The organism is Nocardia sputi (genome assembly GCF_023501985.1).
Window position 1 is genome coordinate 118152 of sequence record NZ_JAMFLC010000001.1, and the last position, 23264, is coordinate 141415.

Genomic DNA, 23264 nt, shown 5'->3' on the forward strand with positions numbered 1-23264 from the left:
ACCGATTCGCGGACCGCGTCAGCAGATTCGCGGCAGTTGCTCACCCGCGGGCAGATCCACCACGCGCGTTCCGCCGAGCGCCGTGCGAGCCACCACCATGCCGGGATGTTCGGCGACGCATCGGCCGATCGCCGCGGCCTGCGCGCCCAGCGGGTGCTCCCGCATCGCCGCCAGCACGCGGTCGGCGTCCTCCGGCGGGACGAACGCCAGCAACTTGCCCTCGTTGGCCACGTACATGGGGTCCAACCCGAGCAGGCCGCACGCGTCGCGCACGCCGTCGGGCACCGGGAGCTGGCGCTCGTCCAGCGACACACCGACCTTCGCGGCGCGCGCGATCTCGTTGAGCGAGGCCGCGACGCCGCCGCGGGTGGGATCGCGCAACACGTGCACGTCCGCGCCGGTCGCCAGCATCGCCGCGACCAATCCGTGCAGCGGCGCGGTGTCGCTGAGCACGGTGGTGCCGAACTCCAGTCCCTCGCGGCAGCTGAGCACCGCCACACCGTGCACGCCGATGTCGCCGCTGACCAGCACGACGTCGCCCAGCGCCGCCCGTTGCGGCCGGATGTCCACCTCGGGGGCCACCACACCGATTCCGGCGGTGTTGATGTAGATACCGTCGCCGTGCCCGGCGTCGACGACCTTGGTGTCCCCGGTGACCAGCCGGACTTCCGCCGCCAGCGCGGCGGTGCCGACCGCCTGCGCGATGCGCGCGATGTCGGCCAGCGCGGTGCCCTCCTCGAGGATGAACGCGGTGGACAGCACCATCGGACGCGCACCGGACATGGCCAGATCGTTCACCGTGCCGTTGACCGCGAGCTCACCGATCGTGCCGCCGGGGAACACTATCGGCTTTACGACGAACGAATCGGTAGAGAATGCCAGTCGCGCGCCATCGAGCGTGACCACCGCGGAGTCGGCCAGGTCCGCGCTCGCGGCCGGGCCGAACGCGGGCAGGAACAGATGCTCGATGAGCTCGCCGGACATCGCGCCGCCGCCGCCGTGACCCATCACGATATTCGGCGAATCCCGCAGCGGCATCGGGCAGACCCAGCCCTCCATATCGATCGTCGGGGAGGCGGCGCCGTCCTCACGCATGTGCCACCTCCGCGGGCAGGTCGAGACGCCGGTACAGGTAGTAGGCGGCGCACGCGCCTTCCGAGGACACCATGGTGGCGCCCAACGGGTTACGCGGCGTGCACTCCTTGCCGAAGGCGGCGCACTCGTTCGGTTTGATCAACCCTTGCAGCACCTCGCCGGAGCGGCAGACGGACGACTCGGCGGTGTGCAGGTCGCCCACGGCGAAGCGGTGTTCGGCGTCGAACTCGCGATAGCGGTCCGACAGCCGCCAGCCGCTGCGCGGGATCACGCCGATGCCGCGCCAGGCCCGGTCGGTGACCTCGAAGACGTCCTGCAGCATGGCTTTCGCGGCGGGGTTGCCCGCCGCGGCCACCGCCCGGGGGTAGGCGTTCTCCACTTCGTGCCTGCCCGACTCCAGTTGCAGCACGGTGCGGCGGATACCTTCCAGGATGTCCAGTGGCTCGAATCCGGTGACCACCATCGGCACCCGGTACTGCTCGGCCAGCGGCGGATACTCTTCGGTGCCCATCACGGTGCAGACGTGCCCTGCCGCCAGGAAGCCCTGGACCCGGCAGGTCGGCGACTCCATGATCGCGGCGATCGCGGGCGGGACCAGCACGTGTGAGACCAGCAGCGAGAAATTCCGGATGCCGAGCCGTTTCGCTTGATACACCGTCATGGCGTTGGCCGGGGCGGTCGTCTCGAACCCGATGCCGAAGAAGACGACTTCGCGGTCGGGATTCTCCCTGGCCAGGTTGAGCGCGTCCAGCGGCGAGTACACCACCCGGACGTCACCGCCTTCGCTCTTTACCCGGAACAGGTCCTTGGAGCTGCCGGGCACGCGCAGCATGTCGCCGAACGAGCAGAAGATCACGCCCGGCTGCGCGGCGATCTCCAGCGCTTTGTCGATCACCTCGAGCGGGGTGACGCAGACCGGGCAACCGGGACCGTGGATCATCTCGATCTGGTCGGGCAGCAGCTGGTCTATGCCGTGGCGGATGATCGAATGGGTCTGCCCGCCGCAGACTTCCATGATCGCCCAGCGGCGGCTGGTCGCGCTGCGGATCCGATCGAGCAGGTGCTGGGCCAGCTCGGGGTTGCTGAATTCGTCCAGGTACTTCATGACGTCGCCTCCGGTTGCTCACGTGGTGGTTCGGCGGCGGGGTTGTCCACACCCGCCTGCTTGGCGGCGATCTCGAAGCCGTCGCCGAATTCCTCGTTCAGTACGCCGAGGTGCTCGAACTCGGCCAGGGTCCGCAACGCGGACTCCTCGTCCAACCGCTGGATCGCGAAGCCGACGTGGACCACGACGTAGTCACCGACCGCCGCGTCCGGGATGTATTGCAGGCACACGTCCTTGTGCAGGCCGCCGAAGTCGACGACCGACATCAACGTGCCGTCCCGCTCGTGCAGGCTGAGCACTTTGCCTGGTACCGCAAGACACATCGTTGCTCTCCTTCGCTCATCCCTCGCTGCACGCGAGGAGTTGCCCGAACGCGAGGCCACCGTCGTTGGGTGGCAGCCGGCGGTGGGTGATCACGGTGAACCCGTTGTCGCGCAGCAGCGCACACGACCGCGCGAGTAGCAGGGCGTTCTGGAAGACGCCGCCGGACAGGGCGACGGCCGTCGACGCGGCGGCGTAGCGAGCCGCGAGATCGAGCACCAACCGGGCCAGGGCGGCGTGGAACCGCGCGCCGACCACCTGTGCGGGCGCGCCCGCGCGAATGTCGGCGACCACGGCCGCCAGCACCGGCGCGGGATCGATCACGGCGGGATCGCCGTCGTCCACCGGGAACCGGTATGCGACGGCGCCCTCCGCGCCGGTGCGCGACAACCCCTCCAACTCGATCGCCGCCTGGGCTTCGTAGTCGACGACGTGCCGCACGCCGCACAGCGAGGACACCGCGTCGAACAACCGGCCCATGCTCGACGTCGGCGCGCAGCCCAATCCGGTCCGGAACTGGTGGGCCAGCACCGATCGCTCGGCGGGCGGGCAGGCCGCGACCGCGGGGATGTCCTCGGCCCACTCGATGCCTGCCGCTCGCAGGTGCGCCAGCGCCATGCGGTAGGGCCTGCGCACCGCGAGATCGCCGCCCGCCAGCGGGACGTACTTCAGGTGGGCCAGGCGGCGGTAGCCCTTGTAGCCCGCCAGCAGCACCTCGCCGCCCCACACCGCGCCGTCCGGCCCGAACCCGGTGCCGTCGAAGGCTATGCCGACCACCTGCTCGGTGGGGCCGAGTCCGTGCTCGCCCATGACGGCGGCGATGTGGGCGTGGTGGTGCTGGACGGTGTACACGGTTCGCTCCCCGGCGTGCCTGCGCGCCCATGCGGTGGAGCGATAGCCCGGGTGTGCGTCGGCGACGAACTGGACCGGGCGTACCCCGGTGAGTTCTCCGAGGTGCCGCTGGGCGGCGTCGAAGGAACGCAGCGTCGCCAGGTCGTCCATGTCGCCGATGTGCTGGCTCAGCCAGGCGTAGCGGCCCTCCGCCATCGCGCAGGTGTTCTTGAGGTCCGCGCCGACCGCGAGGGTCGGCGGCAGTGGCACGGGCAGCAGCAGGGGCAGGGGCGCGTAACCGCGCGAGCGCCGGACGGGCAGTTCCCGGCCGTCCAGCGAACGCACCACCGAGTCGTCGCAGGGCACCAGGATGCGCCGGTCGTGCGACAGCCAGCCGTCGGCGAGCCCGGCGAGGCGGGCGCGGGCATCGTCGTCTTGATAGCAGATCGGCTCGCCACCGAGATTGCCCGAAGTCATCACCAGCACCTGCGGCCCGGGCGGGTCGCCGGGTAGGCCGAACAGCAGCAGGTGCAGCGGAGTGTAGGCGAGCATGACGCCCAGATCCGGGTTGCCGGGCGCCACCGACGGAGCCGGGATCGGGTAACGGTGCGGCTGAGCAGCGCCGACTCCGGGCACGGCGATCGCCGCTTCTTCGCCCGCTCGAGCGGTCGTCCTCGCAGCACCGAGGACCGGACGGGATTCTCCCGGCGCGGACCGGCGCGCGAGCAACACTATCGGGCGAGCCGGGCTGGTCAGCAGCGTCTTGGCGGCGCTGTCGACGACGACTACGGCCTGTGCCGTGGCGAGATCCGGCACCATCACGGCGAAAGGCTTGTCGCCGCGGCGTTTGCGCCTGCGCAACTCCGCGAGGGCCGACTCGTTCGTGGCGTCGCACGCGAGGTGGTATCCGCCGATGCCCTTGACCGCCAGGATGCCGCCCTCGCGCAGCAGTCGCCGCGCGGCCGTCAGCGGCTCACCGGCTCCCGGCCCCGTATACGTGAGCGTGGGACCGCAGTCGGGGCAGGCGATGGGCTGCGCGTGGAAGCGCCGGTCGGCGGGGTCGGCGTACTCCCGTGCGCACCGGTCGCACATGGCGAAGTCGGACATCGACGTGCGCTCGCGGTCGTAGGGCAGGCTCGCGATGATGGTGAAACGCGGCCCGCAGTTGGTGCAGTTGACGAACGGATGGCGATAGCGCCGATCCGCCGGGTCGCGCAATTCGCGCTCGCAATCGGCGCAGATCGCGACGTCGGGTGAGGCCAGCGTGCGGCCGCCGCCGTCGCGCGTGGTGCCCGCGATGTGGAATCCGGTGCCGCCACGCACCGGGATGTCGGCCTGCTCGACCGATTCGACCACCGCCAGCGGGGGCGGCCGCAGCCGCAGCCGCTCGGCGAACTCTTCGAGATCCGCCTGCGCGCCCTCGACTTCGATGACGACTCCGCTGCTGTCGTTGCTCACGCTGCCGGACAGCGCCAGTTCGGCGGCGGTGGTGTAGACGAACGGGCGGAACCCGACGCCTTGGACCACGCCGCGCACCAAGAGCCGCCGTCGCAGCCGCTCGGTGGTCATGGCTGGTCCCCGCGTTGCAGCAATCGCAGCCCGTCCAGCGCGGCCGCCGCACCCGCCTCGTCGGTCTTCTCCACCGCGAAGCCCATGTGGATGATCACCCAGTCCCCTGGTCGCGCCGGATCGTCGTCGAGCAGGCCGATGTTCACCTTGCGCTGCTCACCGGACACGTCGACCAGCGCGATCTGGTCGTGGTAGCCGTCGGGGATCGCCATCACCCGTCCCGGGATGCCCAGACACATCGGTCAGTCCTCCTGTCGCGCGGTAACCGGCGGGGCACTACTGGAAAGCAGCTCGGCGAGCACGGCGCCGACGGCGGCGACCGCTTCGTCCACCGCCGCGGCGACCGGCGCGGACAGGCCGATGCCTTCGTCCACGCACGCGACCTGGCAGCCGATCACCACGGTGGGCGGCAGCGCCCCACCCAGCGCGCGTACCCCGGCGAAGACGGCGTCCGGGCTCATCGCGTGTGCGTCGAGATGCGCGGCGCCCGCGTCCTCCGGCACGGCGCGGAACACCTCGACCCGGCCGGGTGCGCCGCGGTCGGGCACGGCGTCGACCAGCACCAGCGCGTCCCAGGGGTCGAGCAGGTCGTAGGCGAGGTGCATGCCGCGGATGCCGTAGTCCACCGTGCGCACACCCGGGTCGGGGTGGTGCGGCAGCCGCCGCACCACCTCGGGACCGAATCCGTCGTCGCCGAGGAAGATGTTGCCGATCCCGGCGATCAGCACCGCGGCCGTCGATTCACCCCTTCTCCTCGGTCGGCGTCGTCGCGCCGCCCACCCGCGCGTCGTCCACCTTCCCGGTCGCTGTCTCGTCCGGGGCGTTGGCGGCCTGCTTGCGCTCGTCGTAGGGCGGTGCCGCCGATTCGGTGCCGGGCGGGGGTTGCGACGTGAACTCGGTCTGCTTCTTGACGTCTTCGGTGTGCGCGGAGGTCATCTCCTCGTGACCGATGTCGCCCGGCTCCCGTTGCGCCGGTCCTCCGGCCGCGACGTCGGCGCCGGCGTCGCGCGAACCAGGCGCGCCACGTGCCGATTGCGGCTCTTCGCGATGCTCACCCATGATGCTCCTTTCCGGTCGACCGCTACATGTGCCGGATCTTCAGGTAGCGCCGCAGATCCGGTATCGACCGCACGCCGAGATACAACCCCGCCGCGACCAGCACGGCGACGACAGTCGTCGAGACCACTCCCACGGTTTCCATAGCGGACTTCCTTTCACTTCTCGGGGCCGTCGAGCGGCTCCAGTTCGTCGGGCGCGAAATACAGGTAGCGGCCGTACCATTCGTGCAGCTCGGCCGCTGGGTCGTCCTCCAGCACGACCCCGACGTGCGCCTGTCCGTCCACGTCCTCGTGGACCGAGACGACGCGGGCGCACTGTCCGTCGAAGAACAGGTCCTGGGCGTCGGCGCGCCGCGACGGATGCAGCCGGACCCGGCTGCCCTTGCCTACCAGCACGCCCGCGACCGGGACCGCGTCGAAGTCCGGGCGAACGGCTCCGTCGGCAAGCGGGTCCCACCAATCGACGCCCTCGGGGATCTCCGGGATCAACCGTGCGCGATCGGGGTGCGGGTCGCGCAGCACCCCGTGCAACTGCCGCATGGACTCCGGTGACATCGCTTCGCAACGGTCGATGATCTCGGCCGCGCGCGGGTCGGTGGCCCGCGCCTGCGCCTTCTCCGCGTCGGTCATCGTGAGCACGCGCAGCGTGAGGATTTCATCGATCTCGGTGGAGTCGAACAGCGCGCCTTCGCTCTGCTCGGCGATCTCCGGGTGGTCGTAGAGAATGATCGGCGAGATCAGCAGCATGCTGTACTCGCCGGGCGGGCCCGCGAGTACCGGGAAGCACCGATACCGGTCGCAGCGGGCGGCCGCGGCAGCCGCGCCGGGCGGCGGCTCCAGCAGCGAAACGAACTCACCGCCGGTGACCTCCGCGATGACGTGCGCGCCGATCAGCGACCGGGCGATGGCGTCGCGCTTGTCGGTGGCGGGTGCGCCCACGTTGCGCAGCCCGACCGTCAGCCGCAGGTAGCCGTCGTCGCGATCGGCCGCGAGCGTGAGTTCGCCCGCCAACGGCAGCCGGGTCCGCACGAGCACACCCTGCGCCGGGCCGATCTCCTCGGTGTCGGTGCCGCCCGGAATGTCCAGCGGCCGGACGAGCGCGCCGGGCGGGACCGGCCCGACGACGACCTCCTGCTCGACCGCCTCGTCCCAGGACAGCCACGACCGCTCGCCATCGGACAGTTCGGCGACGGGCACACCGTCCGTGTTCACCACTTGGCGGCGCTGGAGCTGGAGGAACCGGACGATGAGGGTGATCTCCGGGTTCGGGCCCGCGTCGAGCAGGCATTGCGCCGACAGCGTCGACTCCTCACCGAGCCCCGCGGCGGCGGCTCCTTCCGGCCCCAGCACACCGAACTGCCATCGCGACTGGTTCTTGCGCGCGTCGGCCCGATAGGGGTAGAGCAGGTAGCCCTCGTACAGCACCGCGTCGGCGACGGCACGAGCGCGGGCGCGGGCTTCGGCGGTCGTCACGGCGTCACCTCGGTCAGCAGCCGGGTCACCGCGTCGTCGAAGCCGACCAGGCCGTGGCCGGATTTGTAAGCGGCGAGCGCCTGCAGGGTGTCCTTGTGCAGCCGCACCCACCCGGAATTGGGGTAATGCGCGGCCATCAGGTCCTGCCACACCGACACCGGCATGTCGAACTTGTCCTCGCGGTCCCACGGGATCTGCTGAATGGCGAATCCCGTGCTGCCCCGGATGAAGACCGTCCCGCTGAAGAGGAACAGCAGCGGCACCACACCGTCGCGCAACGCGTGCAGGTACTTCGATCCGGTCACCTCGAAGTCATAGGTGCACGGCATCGGCAGATCCACTTCGGCGCCGCCGCTGAAACTCGGAACCATGGTGGCGCAGTGCATCCAGAGGAACGAACGCTGGGTCTCGTGCCACCGCTCGCGCGGGCCGAACAGATCGGTCAACCCCGCGCCCTCTTCGTCGGAGTAACCGCGGCGGAACGGCTCGATGCGCACCTGCGCGCGCAGGGCGATGGCGTGCACGGGTTCCTCAGCGAGCGCGGCGATGCCGACGCGTGCGGACAGAATCGGCGCGACCGCGTACGGCTCGGGTTTCATCTCGAGCACGGCGAAGGTCGTCGAGTACACCGGACTCACGGCGCACCACCGGATTTCGCGCGAGCCGACGCTTCGGCGAAGAACTGCTCGAGGTACCGCCGCACATCCTGGCCGCCGTCGAAACCGCGCCACAGCAGCCGCATCCGGCCGACGAACTCGTAACAGGCGTCGATGGGCAGCAGCAGGCAGGCCGCCCGCTCGGTACTGCGATCGGGCACCCGGATGAGCAGCGCCTCCACGTCGGGCGCGAGCACGTCCAACTCGGGATGCCGTTGGAGGATGGACTGCCATTGCTCCAGGGACAATTCCGATTCCGTCGCGCCCGCGGGCCCGGGATAGAACGCCACCGTCCGGCCCAGTGCGGAATTGCGGAAGAAGAACGCCAGGCTCACCGGAATCTCCAGCGCGTCCCATTCGGCCTGGCTGATCGTGAAGTCGGGGAACGCGAGATACCGATCCGGCACGGCACGATAACGCAGCGCGGCGTTCTGGTCGACGAACAGCAGATAGCAGCTGCGGCACACGCACATCAGCTGCCTGCCTTCGACGTTCACGACGTGCTGGTGCTCCTCGGCGATCGGCTCCGCGCACATCTCGCATCGCTCGCCGGGCCGGGCGGCGGGCCCGCGATCGGCGGCGATCCGCTGTAGCGCACGGAACGGTGTGCTCACCCGCCCACCCCCACCGGTACCGCCACCGAGAGTTCGCCCGAACGCACGAGCACCGGCAACGGTTCGAGGTGCCCGTCGCCGTCGACCCGGGCGCCCGCGTGCACCATGTCGTAGTGCGCCCGGCAGGTCGGGCACCGCAGCACCGCGTCACCGACCGGGAATCCCACGCGGCGCTCCAGCACCGCACCCGCCAGGGAGCGGTCACAGTTCGGGCAGTGGTCCCGGTAGGCGTACAACTCCTCGCCCACCCGGCAGGCCAGCACGGTCAGCCCGGCGACGGCGAACCCACCCACCTCGCCCGCACTCAGCTCGGCCAGTTCGGGGACCGCGACCCAGCTGCCGGACCGCCGGGTGTCGGCGTGCACACGGGAGAACAACGAGTCGGCGGAGATCACCCCCGCCGACTCCGGCTGCGTCGCGACGACTTCGATGGACTCGATTTCCGGCGCCGCCGCCCGCACGGCGTCCTCGACGGCCAGTTCGAGCGTCACCGACGAGGACGGACAGCTCTTGCAACTGCCCGCCAGTTCCAAGCGGACCACGCCGTCGACGATGTCGACCAGGTGGACGTCGCCGCCGTGCGAACCGAGGTAGGGGCGCACGCTGTCCAGCGCGGCCCGTACGCGGGTGTCCACGTCGTGCGGATGCAGGCCGTGCACGAGCAGCAGGCTCGCGACCAGATCGTCGCGAGCCAGCCGCTCGACCGCTTCCGCGTCGAGCAGTCCGACCACGCGGGTCAATCCCGCGCCGTAGAGTTCGACGAGCTCGCGCACCAATTGCTCGGCGCGCTCGCGGGCGAGCGCACCGCCCGCCGAACTCGCCTCCAGCAAGGTCTCGATGCGATCACCGGCTTCGCGCCACCGGGATTCACCGCGCGTGACGTCGTCCTGGTCGTCCGGGCGATCCTCCACCGTCACCTCCGGTCGTTTCGCCCGACGCGGACTCACTCGGGGGTGAGCGTCTGCGTCGGTGAATGCAGTTTCTCCAGCGTCTTGCCCTTGCCGAGATACATGTGCACGCCGCACGGCAGGCACGGATCGAAACTGCGCACCGTGCGCATGATGTCGATGCCCTTGAAGTGCTCGCGGTCGTTCTCCTCGAAGATCGGCTGCCCCTGCACCGCGTCCTCGTAGGGTCCCGGCGTACCGAAGCTGTCGCGCGGGCTGGCGTTCCACGGCGTCGGCGGATACGGGTGGTAGTTGGCGATCTTGCCGTCCCGGATCACCATGTGATGCGACAGCACGCCGCGTACCGCCTCGGTGAAGCCGCAACCGATGCCCTCGTCGGGGACCTCGAACTTCTCCCAGGTCTTCGTGTGGCCTGCGCGGATCTCGGCCATCGCCTTCTCCGCGAAGTGCAGCGCGCAGGCCGCCGCGTACGCCTGGAAATAAGTGCGCGCGCGGTTGCGCTCGAGGGTGTTGCTGCCGTGCACGGGGATCTTCCACTCCAGCGTGACCGGGCCTTTGAGCGCGGTCTTGGGCAGGTTGATCTGCACGCTGTTGCCGGTCGACTTCACGTACCCGATGTCGATCAGGTTGGCCAGCGCCGTCGCCCACAGCCGGGCCAGCGGGCCGCCGCCGGTGTCCAGAGCGAGGTGGTCGGTGCCGTCGAACCACCGCGGCGACATCACCCAGCTGTACTTCTCGTCCAGGTCGCGCTTCTGCGGCCGGGGGTTGGTGTGCTGGTTCCAGGGATGGCGCCGGTCCACCGGATTGCCCAGCGGATCGGTCGGAACGAACATCTCCTGATCGGTCCAGTCCTCGTAGTACGAACTGCCCAGCAGGATCCGCAGGCCCAGGTTGATGTCGACCAAGGAGGTGGTCAGCAGTTTGCCGTCGACCACGACGCCCGGAGTGACGAACATCTTGCGGCCCCAGTCCTCCATGTCCTTGTACTCGAAGTTGCAGACCTCCGGGTCCTGGAACGAGCCCCAGCAACCCAGCAGCGTGCGCCGCAGACCGACCTTCTCGTAGCCGGGCATCGCTTCGTAGAAGAAGTCGAACAAGTCGTCGTGCATCGGCACGACCTTCTTCATGAACTCCACGTAGCGCATCAGCCGCGACAGGTAATCGGTCATCAGCTGGATCGTCGCGACCGTGCCCGGCCCGCCGGGATACAGCGTGGAGGGATGGACGTGCCTGCCTTCCATCAGGCAGAACATCTCGCGGGTGATGCGGCTGACCTGCAGTGCCTCCCGGTAGAACTCACCGGTGAACGGGTTGAGCGCCCGCATGATGTCGGCGATCGTGCGATACCCGTGGTCGCCCGCGTGCGGCGCTTCGGTGTTCTCGGCCCTGGCCAGCACGCCCGGGTTGGTCTCGGAGACCATCTTCTCGCAGTAGTCCACGCCGACCAGGTTCTCCTGGAAGATGTTGTGGTCGAACATGTACTCGGCGGCCTCGCCGAGGTTGACGATCCATTCGCCGAGGTGCGGCGGGCGCACGCCGTAGGCCATGTTCTGGCAGTAGCAGGAACAGGTGGCGTGGTTGTCGCCGCAGATGCCGCAGATGCGGCTGGTGATGAAGTGCGCGTCGCGCGGATCCTTGCCCTTCATGAAGATCGAGTAACCGCGGAAGATGGACGAGGTGCTGTGGCACTCGACCACTTCCCGATTGTCGAAGTCGATCTTCGTGTAGATGCCGAGGCTGCCGACGATGCGAGTGATCGGGTCCCACGCCATCTCCACGAGACGGTTCGGCTCGATCGTTCGGTGCGACGGCTCCGGGATGATCTGGGTCATCAGAGATCTCCTACCAAGTGCGGGTCGCGCCGGTCTCCAGCTTCCGCCCCCGGTGCCGCCAGTGCGGCTCCTTGTCGACCGTGCGTCCGGTGATGTGACGGAGGCTGCGGATCACCGATCCGTAGAGCCCCGATGCGCTGGACGAGAGCTTTCCGCCGGGCGGTTCGTCCATGAACGGCATGAACTTGTCCGGGAAGCCCGGCATGGTGCAGCCGATACAGATGCCGCCGACGTTCGGGCACCCGCCCAAGCCGTTGATCCAGCCACGCTTGGGGACGTTGCACTTGACCACCGGCCCCCAGCAGCCCAGTTTCACGATGCATTTCGGCGAGCCGTACTCGGTGGCGAACTCACCCTGCTCGTAGTAGCCCGCGCGGTCGCAACCCTCGTGCACGGTCGCCCCGAACAGCCACTTGGGCCGCAGCGCGTCGTCGAGCGGGATCATCGGCGCCTGTCCGGTCGCCATGTAGAGCAGGTAGGTGAGCGTCTCGGAGAGGTTGTCCGGCTGAATCGGGCAGCCGGGAACGCAGACGATCGGAATGCCCGCTTTGCTCTTCCAGGTCCAGCCGAGATAGTCCGGCACACCCATCGCACCTGTCGGATTGCCTGCCATGGCGTGGATGCCGCCGTAGGTCGCGCAGGTGCCCGCCGCCACGATGGCCGTGGCCTTCGGCGCGAGGCGGTCCAGCCACTCGCTGGTCGTCATGGGCTGGCCGGTGGCGGGATTGTTGCCGAACCCGCACCAGTAGCCCTCTTCCTTGAGTTGCTCGTTCGGAATCGAGCCCTCGACCACCAGCACGAACGGTTCGAGTTCCCCGCGGTCGGCCTTGAAGAACCACTCCAGGAAATCGTCGGCGCCGCCGTTGGGGCCGCACTCGAAGTCGATGAGCGGCCAGTGCACGGCGATCTTCGGCAGACCCGGGAGTGAGCCGAGGGCGATCTCTTCGATGCTCGGCTGCGTGGCCGCCGTCAAGGCGACCGAGTCACCGTCACAGCTGAGTCCCGCGTTGATCCAGAGAACGTGGATCAGCGTCTCTTCGGCTCGTATTGCTTCCTGCGTGGGCATGTGTGCCACCTTCCGCAGCGGACCACCGGGGGCCGAATCTCACCTTTCTCGAAGAAGGGGTCACCCGCGAATGTGATCCTGATCACTCCAATATATCAAGCTCGTCCAGCGGCTTTCTCCGCAGCCGCCGAACCGGCCGGGCGACGCCGCGCGGCCAGCCAGTCGTACCAACGCGACAGGCCTGCACCGCTGGTCACAGACAGCGGTAGGACCTCGACGCCGGGGTGTATCGAGTGGATGTACTCCCGGCATCGGTCCAAATCGAAATCGACGTACGGCAGCAGGTCGGTCTTGTTCACCAGCACCAGCCCCGCCGCCTGGAACATGTGCGGATACTTCAACGGTTTGTCGGTCCCCTCGGTCACCGAGATGACGACGACCTTCTCCCCCTCGCCCAGGTCGAACAGCGCCGGGCAGACCAGGTTGCCGACGTTCTCGACGAACAGCAGCGTGCCCGGCGCGGGATCGAGCGTGTCCAGCGCGCGGTAGATCATCTCGGCGTCCAAGTGACAGCCCGCGCCGGTGTTGACCTGTACGACACGGCACCCGGTGGCCTCGATCCGTTCGGCGTCGAGCAATGTCGCCTGGTCGCCCTCGATCACCGCGATCGGGGTCTGTCCGGACTCCAGGATGGTGCGTTCGAGCAAGCTGGTCTTCCCCGCCCCCGGCGAGCTGGTCATATTGAGCGCGACGATGTCACGCTCGGCCAGCCAGGACCGGTTGCGCTGCGCCAGTTCGTCGTTCTTGGCGAGAACCTTCAGTTCCAGCGTGACCGTCTCGGTGGCGGGCACGTGGACGTGGTCGGCGCCCTGGCCGTGGGAATGCTCGTGGGGGTGCTGATGTTCGTGCGCGTGCTGATGTTCCGCCGCGTGGGCATGGTCGCGCCCGTCGGCGTGCTGGTGGTCGTGTGGGACGCGAATCAGCGCGGCGGCGTCGTCGCCACACCCGCAGGTTGCGCACATGCCTCACTCACCTCCATGGATCGGATACGCAGCTCGCGCCCCGAGCGGATCTCGACATCGGCGCTGCCGCAGGTACACAGCAGGATCGGGTCCGGCAACCGGAACTCGGCTCCACAGGTCCGGCACGCCGCGACGCCCGGAATCTCCACCAGGACCAGTTCCGCGCCCTCGGCGACCGTCGACTCGGCCGCGATTTCGAAACAGAACCGCATCGCATCGGGGACGACGGCGCACAGCGCTCCGACCTCGACGGTGACGGAGTGGACCCGCCGCCCCGCCGCGTGCTCACAGACGGCGTCGATGACGCCCTGGGTGATGGCCATCTCGTGCATCGCGACCTCGATTCCTCGAGCGGACAACCTTGAGGCTACTCCCGGGCAAACCTTCGGGAGGTGGAAATCTCCGATGCTCGGCGAACGCGTTCGTGGGGCTCCTACCCGGTGCGCCGACCCGAGTTGTGACGCAAGCACAGCTGCGGCCGGGATCTCCCTCCGGATCCCGGCCGCCCGATAGCAAACACCCGCGCACCGACCCGACACGTCGGCAGCCGATAGACCGCGCGAGCAGGTCAGTCGTGGTCGACGTCGGCGAGCACCTCGCCGCTGCCTGCGTCGATCGTCACGTCGTGCTCGACCCCCTGCGGCGTGGTGAGCTCCACCTCCCAGACCGGCTTGCCGCGGTCGGTGTCGAGTTCGGCGGATACGACCCGCCCGCCGGGCACGGCTTGCACCGCCTTGTCGATCGCCTGCTGCCTGCTGATCCCGGTGTCGGCCACCAGCGACCAGTCAGCCGCGGAGGACTGGAAGGAGACGGTGTGATCGTCCGGACCACCCGTGGCGACCGCGGCCAGGACGGCACTCAGACCTACGACGGCGGCCGCGACGGCCGTGCCGACCATCAGCCAGCGAAGACCGGCGTAAGCACGGCGGAGTACGGTTGTCATCTAGAACCTCCTGCGGGAGTGTTGATCTCGATGGCTCCCACTGTGACGAACCGGAGCTGAAGGCGAGCTGAAGCCACCTGAAGATCGTTTCAGCATTCGTCTGCCACTCTTGTCGGATGCGTCTGCTGATCGTTGAGGACGAGAAACGTTTGGCTCTCACGCTGGCAAAAGGGTTGTCGGCCGAGGGATTTGCCGTGGATGTGGTGCACGACGGCGCCGAGGGCCTGCACCTGGCGACCACCACCGACTACGACCTGATCATTCTGGACATCATGCTGCCCGGCATGAACGGCTACCGAGTCTGTGCCGCGCTGCGCGCCGCGGGCCACGAGACACCGGTGCTCATGCTGACTGCGAAGGACGGCGAGTACGACGAGGCCGAGGGCCTGGATACCGGAGCCGACGACTATCTCAGCAAGCCGTTCTCCTACCTGGTGCTGCTGGCCCGCATTCGGGCGTTGCTGCGCCGCCGAACACGTGGCGGCGCACGGGTTCTGCGCGTCGGCGACCTGATCGTGGACCCCGCCACCCGCACCTGCCGCCGGGGCGTGCAGGAGGTGACGCTGACCGCCAAAGAGTTCGCCGTGCTCGAGCACTTAGCCGTCCGGGCCGGGGAGGTGGTGTCGAAATCCGATATCCTGCAACATGTCTGGGATTTCGCCTACGACGGTGATCCGAACATCGTCGAGGTCTATATCAGCACGTTGCGCCGCAAGATCGACGCGCCGTTCGGGCGCCGATCGATCACCACCGTCCGCGGCGCGGGCTACCGGCTGGCAGCCGATCGTGACTGAGCGGAAGGGGCGCGCCTGGTGGCGTTCGGTCCGCGCGCGCACCACGGTGGCGGCGACGGCGGTGGTCGCGGTGGCGCTCACGGTGGCCGGTCTCGCGGTGCTCGCGGTGTTGCGCCACAACCTGATCGAGAGCGCCGAATTACAGGCGGAGACCACCGCGCGCGACATGGTGACCGAGCTCGCGGCGGGCGCCGATCTCGGCCGGTTGACGTTTCCCGACGCCGAGAACCAACCGGTGCAGATCGTTTCGATCGACCGCCGCGTTCTGGCCGCGCCCGACGACCTCGCGGGGAAACCACCGATGGCCGATTTCGGTCCGTACGCGAAAGCTCCCGACGACGAAGGTGACGAGGACGAGGACGACGACGAAGAGGAGGAGGAAGAAGACGACGACGAAAGCGCCCCTCCGTCCGCCGGCCCCGCCACACCCGCGGCCGCCGAGGCCGAATTCGGCGACGTACGGCTGACGGTGGACCCGGAAGACGGGCCGCACCCGTTCCGGGTGGCCGCGCTCCCGGTGACCCTCCCGGGCGGACAGCCCGCCACCGTCTACGCGGGCTCGTCCCTCGAGACCGCCGACAGCGCGGTGGCGGACGCACGCCTGGCGATGCTGATCGGCGTCACGCCGCTGCTGGCCGTGGTGGCCCTGGTGACCTGGCTGGTGACCCGGCGCGCCCTGCGCCCGGTGGAGGCGATCCGCAGCCAGCTCGCCGAGATCATGGACGGCGATCTCTCCCGGCGTGTGCCCGAACCGGGCTCCCGCGACGAGATCGCCAGGCTGGCGAGCACCACCAACGCCACGCTGGCCGCGCTGGAGGAATCCGCGGAGCGCCAGCGCCGGTTCATCGCCGACGCCGCACACGAATTGCGCAGCCCCATCGCGAGCTTGCGCACTCAGCTCGAAGTCGCCCAGGCCCACCCCAGCCTGCTGGAACTGGACGGATTGATCGGCGACACCATCCGGCTGGAACATCTCGCGGCCGACTTGCTGCTCTTGGCCCGGCTCGACGCGGGCGAGCAGCCGCGTTCGGATCGCGTGGACGTGACCGCCCTGGTACGCGAGGAACTCGAGCACCGTGTCGGCGACCGGGTCTCGGTGGAGATCGCGGTACCGGAGCAGGCCGTGGCGGTGACCGGGAGCCGGACGCAGCTCGCCCGCGTCTTGGGCAACCTCGTCGACAACGCCCAGCGGCATGCCGCGAGCATCGTGCGCGTCGCGGTGGACCGCGACGACGAAGGGCGAGTCGTGCTGTCGGTCACCGACGACGGCCCGGGGGTGCCGCACGCCGACCGCGACCGAATATTCCAGCGATTCGTCCGCTTGGACGACGCGCGCACCCGTGACGAAGGTGGCGCGGGTCTAGGCTTGGCCATCGTCCGCGACGTCGTCGAACGCCACGCGGGCACCATCCGCGTCACCGATGGCGCGTCCAGCGGCGCCCACTTCGTGGTGACGCTGCCCGCAGGCGGTGGGTGATCGTCCTCGTTTACTCGGCGAGCGCGCTTCGTATCCTTTCGATGATGACCCCACGCGCGGCCCGGCCCTCGGGCGTCGGAGTCAGCGGATAGACATGCGGCAGCCCTCGACCCTCGTGGTAGTCGACCGCGACTCCGGCGCCGCGCGCGGCGTCGACCAGCAGACAACTGTCCGGGTGCAGGATGTCGTCGGTGCCGCAGAACACCGTCAGCGGCCCCAGGCCGCGCAGGTCGGCGACGAGCGGGCTGACCCGAGGGTCGGCGATCTCGAGATCTCCGCGCCAGTGCTCGATGAGCACCCGCGTTCCCGGGACGCCCAGCCACGGGTCGCGCGGCTGCACGACCTCGATCTCGGGATTGGTCAGCGAGAGATCGAGGGCGGGTGCGATCAACAGGGTGCCGGGCAGACGCACCCCATGGTCGTCGCGCAGCACCAGCGCGGACGAAAGGGCGATCTGCCCACCGGCCGAATCGCCCGCCAGGCAGACGTTCCCGTATGTTTCCCGGTTGGCCAGCACCAGTTCTACGAAGCCCTGGACGACTTGCGCGGCCGTCCCGAACGGAATCAGCGGGTATATCGCGACCGTCACGGCCGCGCCGGCTTCCGCGGCGACGGCCGCGCACAGTGCCCAGTGCTGCGGTGCGATCTCGTGCACCCAGCCGCCACCGTGCGCGTACACGACGTTTCCCCGGACCCGGCGACCAGGCGGAGTCAGGGTGTAAACCGGCCAGCCGCCGCGACGGTCCACCTCGATCGCCACATCCGCACGCAGCCGGCGCGGCGGACCGTAGTTGCGGGGCCGGACGCTCAGCTCGAGGATTCGCTCGTGCGCCGCGTCGGCATCGACGAATACGCGATTGGCGCGTGTCGCCTTCAGATATCCCCGCACGACCTGGTTGGCCAAGCTCGGCATCGCAGCACCTCCACTCCGGACGATCGACGGCCGTCGAGTCCTCGGGAGGCGATTGTGCCGCAGTGAACCGCTGCGGTCAGGAGAGTTTCAGGCTGCGCCCGATGATCTCCTTCATGATCTCGGTGGTGCCGCCGTAGATGGTCTGGATACGCGCGTCCATGTAGGCCTTCGCGATCGGATATTCCTTCATATAGCCGTATCCGCCGTGCAATTGCAGGCAGCGGTTGATCAGGTCGAGCTGCTCCTCGGTGCTCCACCATTTGGCCATGGCCGCGTCCTCGGCGGTCAGCTTGCCCTCGTTGAGCAGTTCGATGAACTTGTCGACCATCAGGCGCACCGCGGTGGTCTTGGTGGCCAGTTCGGCGAGCACGAAACGGGTGTTCTGCAGTGCGCCGATCGGCTTGCCGAACGCCTTGCGGTCGCGGACGTACTGGACGGTCATGTCCAGGCAGGACTCCATCGCCGCCGCGGCCATGACGGCGATCGACAGCCGTTCCTGCGGCAGGTTGTGCATGAGGTGGATGAAGCCCATCCCCTCGGCGCCGAGCAGGTTCTTTCCTGGCACGCGCACGTCGTTGAAGCTCAGCTCGGCGGTGTCCTGGGCTTTGAGGCCGAGCTTGTCCAGGTTGCGGCCGCGCTCGAAGCCGGGCATGCCGCGCTCGACCACGAGCAGGCTGAAGCCCATCGCCCCCTTCTCCGGGTCGGTCTGCGCCACCACGATCACGATGTCGGAGTTGATGCCGTTGGTGATGAAGGTCTTGGCGCCGTTGAGGATCCAATCGTCCCCGTCGCGTACCGCGCGGGTCTTGATGCCCTGCAGGTCCGACCCGGTGCCCGGTTCGGTCATGGCGATCGCGGTGATGATCTCGCCGGAGCAGAAGCCGGGCAACCAGCGCTGCTTCTGCTCGTCGTCGGCCAGCTCGAGCAGGTAAGGGGCGATCACATCGTTGTGCAGCGTGAAGCCGAGACCGGAGTACTGGCCGCGGACGGACTCCTCGGAGACGATGGCGTTGTAACGGAAGTCCTTCACCCCGCCGCCGCCGTACTCCTCCGGCATGGCCATGCCGAGGAAGCCCTGTTTGCCCGCCTCGAGCCAGACCTCCCGGTCGACGATGCCCTGCTCCTCCCACTTCGCGTGGTTCGGCGCGACGTGCTGATCGAGAAACTTGCGGAACGACTCCCGGAACAGATCGTGTTCGGGTTCGAACAGTGTGCGTTCCACGCCAACCTCCTAGTGACCACACCGGCCGGTCCACACCGACCAGTCGTTGCCTCATACCGTACCCGGAAGGAGAATCTGTGTTCACTTCTGGGGCCGGAATCATGGTCTCACCTGGACCGGCGGCAGGGGGCGAGATCCGCAGGCGAGATTCCCGGCAAACGGTCGAGAGCTCCGGCGCGACCGGCCAACGAGTCCGGTACGCCGATTCGGCGGTCGTGGGCCTGGCCGGGCCGCTGTCGACGGTCTCCCGGACGGTCGTCTGCGCGCACACGGCACCGTCGAGTATTCGGGCGCGCTGATTCTTCGAGATACACAGAACACGGTCGGGCAACCAGCGGAGGGTCTGCGCCCGACCGCGCACGATCGCTGCGGACAGCGGCCAGTCCTGCCGACGCCGCCTGAGACGGCTTTGTACCTCGGCCTCGTCCGGGCGCACTCCAGCGCATCGAGGCCGCCCGCCACTCGGTCGCCGAATTCGGCATTGACGCGGCACGGCGGCCTGGTAGGGCCGGGAGCATCCCGCGCGATCACCAATCGAGGATCCACCGACCAGAGCCGCTGGTCGAACGCCATTTACAGCCGATGGCTGCCGAAATCGGTCACTGAAGAGAGGGCGTCACCAACTTGGGAGTGCGCGCCCGTCAGCGTTTCAGCCAGCCGCGTAAACGGCCCACCAAGGTACGGCCTTCGTCGCGCGCCCGTTCGGTGAAGAGGAAGTTCATCTCCTCCTCCAGCGCCTTGCGCACCACGTCGCGGAATTCCGTCGCGGCGGCGTGCATGTCGTCGGCGGTGCGCCAGGGCGCCGGATCGATGGGCGCGCCCGCGGAGAAGTAGAAACGCTCCGGACGCGGGATGACGGTGGGGCCGATGCCGCGAATGAGCGGCGGGGTGAGGTCGCGACTGAGCCCGAGGGCCTCCACGGTCCACCGCAAGGGACGCAGAATCGGGTGGTCGCCGTCGACCACGATGTCGTAGGCGTCGTCGACGCCGATCATCGCGACCGGGACGATGGGCGCGCCCGCCTCGATGGCCATGCGCGCGAACCCACTGCGACCCTCCCATTTCAGCAGGTACTTCTCGTTCTTGCGACGGACCGCCTCACGACCGCCGCCGGGGAAGACCATCACCGCCTCGCCGCGCCGGAGCAGGGCCAGGCAATTGGACCGGGTCCCGCGCACCGTGCCGTAGTGGTGCAACAGGTGACGCAGACCGGGGAGATTCATCAGCACGTTCTCGGCGAGACCGCGGATCAGGCGGCCGCGGCGGCGCAACACCTCGGGCAACAGCATCGGCGCGTCGATGCCGCCGAGCAGGTTGTGGTTACCGACCAGCAGCACCGGCCCGTCGGCCGGGATGTTCTCCAAACCGTAGAAGCGCGGGCTGGTCCACGCGCGCAGCGGCGCGAGGAGGGTCTCGATCAGCCGCAGATCGATGCCGGTCAGCGAGACCGACAGCGGCGCACCGTCGGTGAGCACCGGATCGGCGCTGTTCGCGGCGCCGGAGCGCCGGGTGCGGGAATCGGAGCGGGCGTCCGACATGAACCCTCCTGGTGTCGATTCGATGACGATAGCGCAACGAAATCGACTGCGTCGCACCGGATGTGCGAGTGGTATCGCGACACGCCCGATTCGGTCCCTCGGTAGGCGTGCCCGGCACTGCGGCAAGCCTGCCGCGAACCAGCACGTCATCGCCCTGCTGGGGCAGCCACACCGCCACGACGCGCGGCTGCGCTGTGAATACGCCCACATCGCACCGGACCGGCGGTGTTACCGAGGCTTGCTTCCCGCACGCCGACGGTTGGGTCTACCCGAGGCCTTACTCACCAACCTTCAGGCGCCCGCCTTTCCCGCGCGCCGCCGCCTACGTCTACCCGGCGCCTTACTCGCCGGGTTCCTCGGTGCCTGCCGTGCCCGCGTGCGCGTACTCCGACAGGGCGGCGGCCAGGGCATGGGGGACGCGCGCGCGAACGCGGGTTCCACCCTCCTCGTGGTGCGAACTCAGGATGCGGCCGTCGGCGTGGATGCGGGCGAGCAGGTCACCGCGCGTGTACGGCAGCAGCACGCTGATCTCCACGTCCAAGCCGCCGAGCATTTCGGCGAGCCGCGCGCGCAGCGCGTCGATGCCCTGCCCGTCGTGCGCGGAGACAAACGACGCGTCCGGCAGCAGCGCGCGCAGGTTGGTGAGTTCCGTCGGCCCCATCGCGTCGGTCTTGTTCACCACGAGCAATTCCGGCGGCGCGGGCGTGCCGGATTCCTTGATCACGTCGGTGATCACCTCGCGGACGGCTTTGATCTGCTCGGCGGGCAGCGCGTCGGAGCCGTCCACCACGTGCAGCAGCAGGTCGGCGCCGGTCACCTCCTCCAAGGTGGAGCGGAAGGCCTCGACCAACTGGGTCGGCAGGTGGCGCACGAAGCCCACGGTGTCGGTGAAGACGACTTCGCGTCCGTCGTCCAGCTCGGCCCGGCGCGTGGTCGGATCGAGCGTGGCGAACAGTGCGTCCTGCACCAGCAAGCCGGCGCCGGTGAGGGTGTTCATGAGGCTCGACTTGCCCGCGTTGGTGTAGCCGACGATCGCGACGGACGGGATGCCGCTGGAGTTGCGGCGCGCCCGCATGGTGTCGCGCGCGGTCTTCATCTCCCGGATCTCCCGGCGCAGCTTGGCCATGCGCTCGCGGATGCGACGACGATCGGTTTCGATCTTCGTCTCACCGGGGCCGCGCAGACCCACGCCGCCGTTGCTGCCCGCGCGACCACCGGCCTGCCGGGACATCGACTCACCCCAACCGCGCAGCCGGGGCAGCATGTACTCCATCTGGGCCAGGGAGACCTGCGCCTTGCCCTCTCGGGAAGTGGCGTGCTGGGCGAAGATGTCCAGGATCAACGCGGTCCGGTCGACCACCTTCACCTTGACGACCTTCTCCAGCGCGGTCAGCTGCGCCGGAGTCAGCTCACCGTCGCAGATGACGGTGTCCGCGCCGGTCTCCAGCACGACCGAACGCAGTTCCTCGGCCTTTCCGGAGCCGATGTAGGTAGCCGGGTCCGGCCGGTCGCGGCGCTGGATCAGCGCCTCGAGCACCTCGGAGCCCGCGGTCTCGGCCAGCGCCGCCAGCTCGGCCATGCTCGCCTCTGCCTGCGCCGCCGTGCCCGCGGTCCAGACACCGACCAGCACGACACGCTCCAGGCGCAGCTGCCGGTACTCGACCTCGGTGATGTCGGTGAGCTCGGTGGAAAGGCCCGCCACTCGCCGGAGCGAACTGCGCTCGTCCAGCTGCAGCTCACCCACGGTCGGATCGGCCGACCAGCCCGACCGGTTCATCCGGGCGGCGTGCTCGGCGACCACGTCGCCGGTTGCCGCGTCTTCGCCGGTCACAGCGTCGTCGCCGGTCACAGCGTCGTCGGCCGACTCGGCGGCGCTGTCGTTCGCGTCCGCCGGAGTGAATTCATACGTCTCTGACTTTCTCATACACTATCCATGCTGCCACGACATCACCGCAGTACGCACCCGGTTAATCGGAGGCGACCCGCTCACGGACCGTCCCACCACGATCCGGCGACGCGTCCGGTGGCCACCAGGACCGACGGTCCGCGCAGCCACGCCGAGCCGCGCTCGAGCCCGACGGTCAGTTCACCGCCGGGCACCCGGACGGTCACCCGGCCGGTGTCCTCGGCGATCCGGAAGCCGTCGGCGGCCAGCGCCGCGGCGGCCGCGGCGACGGTTCCCGTTCCGCAGGAACGTGTTTCGCCCACACCACGCTCGTAGACCCGCATGTCGACCGCCCCCGCGTCGTCCAGCGCGGTGACGATCTCGACGTTCACCCCGTGCGGGAACAGGTCCGGATCGAAGCCGGGCGGCACGCTCAGGTCGAGCTTGCCGAGCGCGTCGGCGGACATCCCCGGATCGACACAGGCCAGATGCGGATTGCCGACATCGATGCCGATCCCGGACAGCGCCCAGCCCGCGATGGTCGCCGTGGACGCGCCAAGTTCGCGCACCCGGCCCATACCGACGGTGACGTCGCCGGTGACCTCGTTCCCGGCATGCACCGTGACCGGGCGCGCCCCGGCACGGCTGCCGACGACGAAACTGTCGCGGGTCTCCAGTCCCGAGGCGGTCAAATAGTGGGCGAACACACGCACGCCGTTGCCGCACATCTCGGCGATCGAGCCGTCGGCGTTGCGGTAGTCCATGAACCAGTCGTCGGCGCCGACCTCCTCCGGAAGCCGCGCGAGCACTCCGGCGTCCCGCAGCGCACCCGCCCGCGCGACCCGGAGCACGCCGTCGGCGCCGAGACCGCGTCTGCGATCGCACAGCGCGGCGACCTGCGCGGCTGTCAGCGCCAGGTCGGCCTGCGGGTCCGGCAGCACGATGAAATCGTTCTGGGTGCCGTGGCCCTTGGTGAACTCGATGTCCGGCACAGGCGATGTC

Annotated in this window: 25 protein-coding genes; 3 read left to right on the forward strand and 22 right to left on the reverse strand. The window is 69.1% G+C overall.

From position 1 onward, the window contains the following. Positions 1-18 precede the first annotated feature (18 nt). From hypE to M8859_RS00670, 17 genes are all read right to left on the reverse strand, one after another. Positions 19-1095, reverse strand: a complete 1077-nt coding sequence (gene hypE, locus M8859_RS00595; protein ID WP_249643597.1) for a hydrogenase expression/formation protein HypE — start codon at positions 1093-1095, stop codon at positions 19-21. Further along, positions 1088-2200 carry a hydrogenase formation protein HypD gene (gene hypD / locus M8859_RS00600; RefSeq protein WP_195070516.1) on the reverse strand — a complete coding sequence of 371 codons (1113 nt, stop codon included), beginning with the start codon at positions 2198-2200 and terminating at the stop codon, positions 1088-1090. The genes hypE and hypD overlap by 8 nt, the downstream gene beginning before the upstream one ends. Further along, the gene (locus M8859_RS00605) at positions 2197-2523 is read right to left on the reverse strand and encodes a HypC/HybG/HupF family hydrogenase formation chaperone (protein ID WP_159919594.1); all 327 of its coding nucleotides are present in this window, start codon (positions 2521-2523) and stop codon (positions 2197-2199) included. Before M8859_RS00605 ends, hypD begins: the two co-directional genes overlap by 4 nt. A gap of 16 nt (positions 2524-2539) precedes the next feature. After that, entirely contained in the window at positions 2540-4921 is a 2382-nt protein-coding gene (locus tag M8859_RS00610) for a carbamoyltransferase HypF (RefSeq protein WP_195070515.1), read from the reverse strand. Continuing rightward, positions 4918-5160, reverse strand: coding sequence for a HypC/HybG/HupF family hydrogenase formation chaperone (locus M8859_RS00615; RefSeq protein WP_159919598.1), 243 nt, complete (start codon positions 5158-5160; stop codon positions 4918-4920). The genes M8859_RS00610 and M8859_RS00615 overlap by 4 nt, the downstream gene beginning before the upstream one ends. Before the next feature lie 3 nt (positions 5161-5163). Then, complete coding sequence (locus M8859_RS00620) at positions 5164-5649, reverse strand: hydrogenase maturation protease (protein ID WP_195070514.1); 486 nt, start codon at positions 5647-5649, stop codon at positions 5164-5166. Positions 5650-5662: 13 nt separating this feature from the next. Next, a complete protein-coding gene (locus tag M8859_RS00625; RefSeq protein ID WP_159919602.1) occupies positions 5663-5980 on the reverse strand; it encodes a hypothetical protein in 318 nt (105 codons plus the stop codon). Positions 5981-6002: 22 nt separating this feature from the next. Continuing rightward, positions 6003-6122, reverse strand: coding sequence for a DUF6893 family small protein (locus M8859_RS37455; protein ID WP_086006670.1), 120 nt, complete (start codon positions 6120-6122; stop codon positions 6003-6005). A 13-nt stretch (positions 6123-6135) separates the two neighbouring features. Then, positions 6136-7452, reverse strand: a complete 1317-nt coding sequence (locus tag M8859_RS00630) for a hypothetical protein (protein WP_159919604.1) — start codon at positions 7450-7452, stop codon at positions 6136-6138. Next, on the reverse strand, positions 7449-8081 hold the full coding sequence (locus tag M8859_RS00635) for a DUF6084 family protein (RefSeq protein ID WP_195070581.1): 633 nt from the start codon (positions 8079-8081) through the stop codon (positions 7449-7451). The genes M8859_RS00630 and M8859_RS00635 overlap by 4 nt, the downstream gene beginning before the upstream one ends. A 5-nt stretch (positions 8082-8086) precedes the next feature. Continuing rightward, entirely contained in the window at positions 8087-8722 is a 636-nt protein-coding gene (locus M8859_RS00640) for a DUF5947 family protein (protein WP_159919606.1), read from the reverse strand. Beyond that, entirely contained in the window at positions 8719-9633 is a 915-nt protein-coding gene (locus M8859_RS00645) for a NifU family protein (protein WP_195070580.1), read from the reverse strand. The genes M8859_RS00640 and M8859_RS00645 overlap by 4 nt, the downstream gene beginning before the upstream one ends. A gap of 32 nt (positions 9634-9665) precedes the next feature. Continuing rightward, the gene (locus tag M8859_RS00650) at positions 9666-11462 is read right to left on the reverse strand and encodes a nickel-dependent hydrogenase large subunit (RefSeq protein WP_159919608.1); all 1797 of its coding nucleotides are present in this window, start codon (positions 11460-11462) and stop codon (positions 9666-9668) included. A 10-nt stretch (positions 11463-11472) separates the two neighbouring features. Continuing rightward, positions 11473-12528, reverse strand: a complete 1056-nt coding sequence (locus M8859_RS00655; protein WP_159919610.1) for an NADH-quinone oxidoreductase subunit B family protein — start codon at positions 12526-12528, stop codon at positions 11473-11475. Positions 12529-12623: 95 nt separating this feature from the next. Beyond that, complete coding sequence (gene hypB, locus M8859_RS00660; protein WP_195070513.1) at positions 12624-13490, reverse strand: hydrogenase nickel incorporation protein HypB; 867 nt, start codon at positions 13488-13490, stop codon at positions 12624-12626. Next, complete coding sequence (locus M8859_RS00665) at positions 13448-13822, reverse strand: hydrogenase maturation nickel metallochaperone HypA/HybF (protein ID WP_159919614.1); 375 nt, start codon at positions 13820-13822, stop codon at positions 13448-13450. The genes hypB and M8859_RS00665 overlap by 43 nt, the downstream gene beginning before the upstream one ends. A 236-nt stretch (positions 13823-14058) precedes the next feature. After that, the gene (locus tag M8859_RS00670; RefSeq protein ID WP_159919616.1) at positions 14059-14433 is read right to left on the reverse strand and encodes a PepSY domain-containing protein; all 375 of its coding nucleotides are present in this window, start codon (positions 14431-14433) and stop codon (positions 14059-14061) included. A gap of 116 nt (positions 14434-14549) precedes the next feature. Between M8859_RS00670 and M8859_RS00675 the strand changes: the two genes are divergently transcribed. Together M8859_RS00675 and M8859_RS37160 are read left to right on the forward strand one after the other, a co-directional pair. Next, positions 14550-15227 (forward strand): response regulator, encoded by a 678-nt coding sequence (locus M8859_RS00675; RefSeq protein WP_159919618.1) that lies wholly within the window; start codon positions 14550-14552, stop codon positions 15225-15227. Then, the gene (locus M8859_RS37160) at positions 15220-16704 is read left to right on the forward strand and encodes a sensor histidine kinase (protein WP_195070512.1); all 1485 of its coding nucleotides are present in this window, start codon (positions 15220-15222) and stop codon (positions 16702-16704) included. The genes M8859_RS00675 and M8859_RS37160 overlap by 8 nt, the downstream gene beginning before the upstream one ends. A 10-nt stretch (positions 16705-16714) precedes the next feature. Here the strand turns inward: M8859_RS37160 and M8859_RS00685 are convergent, their stop codons facing one another. Further along, positions 16715-17617 (reverse strand): alpha/beta hydrolase fold domain-containing protein, encoded by a 903-nt coding sequence (locus M8859_RS00685; RefSeq protein WP_159919620.1) that lies wholly within the window; start codon positions 17615-17617, stop codon positions 16715-16717. 76 nt (positions 17618-17693) lie between these two features. Then, complete coding sequence (locus tag M8859_RS00690) at positions 17694-18839, reverse strand: acyl-CoA dehydrogenase family protein (RefSeq protein WP_195070511.1); 1146 nt, start codon at positions 18837-18839, stop codon at positions 17694-17696. 77 nt (positions 18840-18916) lie between these two features. On the opposite strand from M8859_RS00690, the gene M8859_RS00695 reads away from it, so the two are divergent. Next, the gene (locus tag M8859_RS00695) at positions 18917-19138 is read left to right on the forward strand and encodes a hypothetical protein (RefSeq protein ID WP_159989272.1); all 222 of its coding nucleotides are present in this window, start codon (positions 18917-18919) and stop codon (positions 19136-19138) included. Between the two features lie 342 nt (positions 19139-19480). On the opposite strand, the gene M8859_RS00700 is transcribed toward M8859_RS00695, so the two are convergent. From M8859_RS00700 to dapF, 3 genes are all read right to left on the reverse strand, one after another. Then, entirely contained in the window at positions 19481-20377 is an 897-nt protein-coding gene (locus M8859_RS00700) for a lysophospholipid acyltransferase family protein (protein ID WP_159919624.1), read from the reverse strand. A 340-nt stretch (positions 20378-20717) separates the two neighbouring features. After that, entirely contained in the window at positions 20718-22154 is a 1437-nt protein-coding gene (gene hflX / locus M8859_RS00705; protein ID WP_195070579.1) for a GTPase HflX, read from the reverse strand. 209 nt (positions 22155-22363) lie between these two features. Next, positions 22364-23245, reverse strand: a complete 882-nt coding sequence (gene dapF, locus M8859_RS00710) for a diaminopimelate epimerase (RefSeq protein ID WP_159920263.1) — start codon at positions 23243-23245, stop codon at positions 22364-22366. Positions 23246-23264 lie beyond the last annotated feature (19 nt).

Coding starts and splice junctions, on each gene's coding strand:
- hypE (WP_249643597.1), bottom strand. CDS start 1,095: ATGCGTGAGGACGGCGCCGCCTCCCCGACGATCGATATGGAGGGCTGG.
- hypD (WP_195070516.1), bottom strand. CDS start 2,200: ATGAAGTACCTGGACGAATTCAGCAACCCCGAGCTGGCCCAGCACCTG.
- M8859_RS00605 (WP_159919594.1), bottom strand. CDS start 2,523: ATGTGTCTTGCGGTACCAGGCAAAGTGCTCAGCCTGCACGAGCGGGAC.
- M8859_RS00610 (WP_195070515.1), bottom strand. CDS start 4,921: ATGACCACCGAGCGGCTGCGACGGCGGCTCTTGGTGCGCGGCGTGGTC.
- M8859_RS00615 (WP_159919598.1), bottom strand. CDS start 5,160: ATGTGTCTGGGCATCCCGGGACGGGTGATGGCGATCCCCGACGGCTAC.
- M8859_RS00625 (WP_159919602.1), bottom strand. CDS start 5,980: ATGGGTGAGCATCGCGAAGAGCCGCAATCGGCACGTGGCGCGCCTGGT.
- M8859_RS37455 (WP_086006670.1), bottom strand. CDS start 6,122: ATGGAAACCGTGGGAGTGGTCTCGACGACTGTCGTCGCCGTGCTGGTC.
- M8859_RS00650 (WP_159919608.1), bottom strand. CDS start 11,462: ATGACCCAGATCATCCCGGAGCCGTCGCACCGAACGATCGAGCCGAAC.
- M8859_RS00655 (WP_159919610.1), bottom strand. CDS start 12,528: ATGCCCACGCAGGAAGCAATACGAGCCGAAGAGACGCTGATCCACGTT.
- hypB (WP_195070513.1), bottom strand. CDS start 13,490: ATGTGCGCAACCTGCGGGTGTGGCGACGACGCCGCCGCGCTGATTCGC.
- M8859_RS00665 (WP_159919614.1), bottom strand. CDS start 13,822: ATGCACGAGATGGCCATCACCCAGGGCGTCATCGACGCCGTCTGTGAG.
- M8859_RS00670 (WP_159919616.1), bottom strand. CDS start 14,433: ATGACAACCGTACTCCGCCGTGCTTACGCCGGTCTTCGCTGGCTGATG.
- M8859_RS00675 (WP_159919618.1), top strand. CDS start 14,550: ATGCGTCTGCTGATCGTTGAGGACGAGAAACGTTTGGCTCTCACGCTG.
- M8859_RS00685 (WP_159919620.1), bottom strand. CDS start 17,617: ATGCCGAGCTTGGCCAACCAGGTCGTGCGGGGATATCTGAAGGCGACA.
- M8859_RS00700 (WP_159919624.1), bottom strand. CDS start 20,377: ATGTCGGACGCCCGCTCCGATTCCCGCACCCGGCGCTCCGGCGCCGCG.
- hflX (WP_195070579.1), bottom strand. CDS start 22,154: ATGAACCGGTCGGGCTGGTCGGCCGATCCGACCGTGGGTGAGCTGCAG.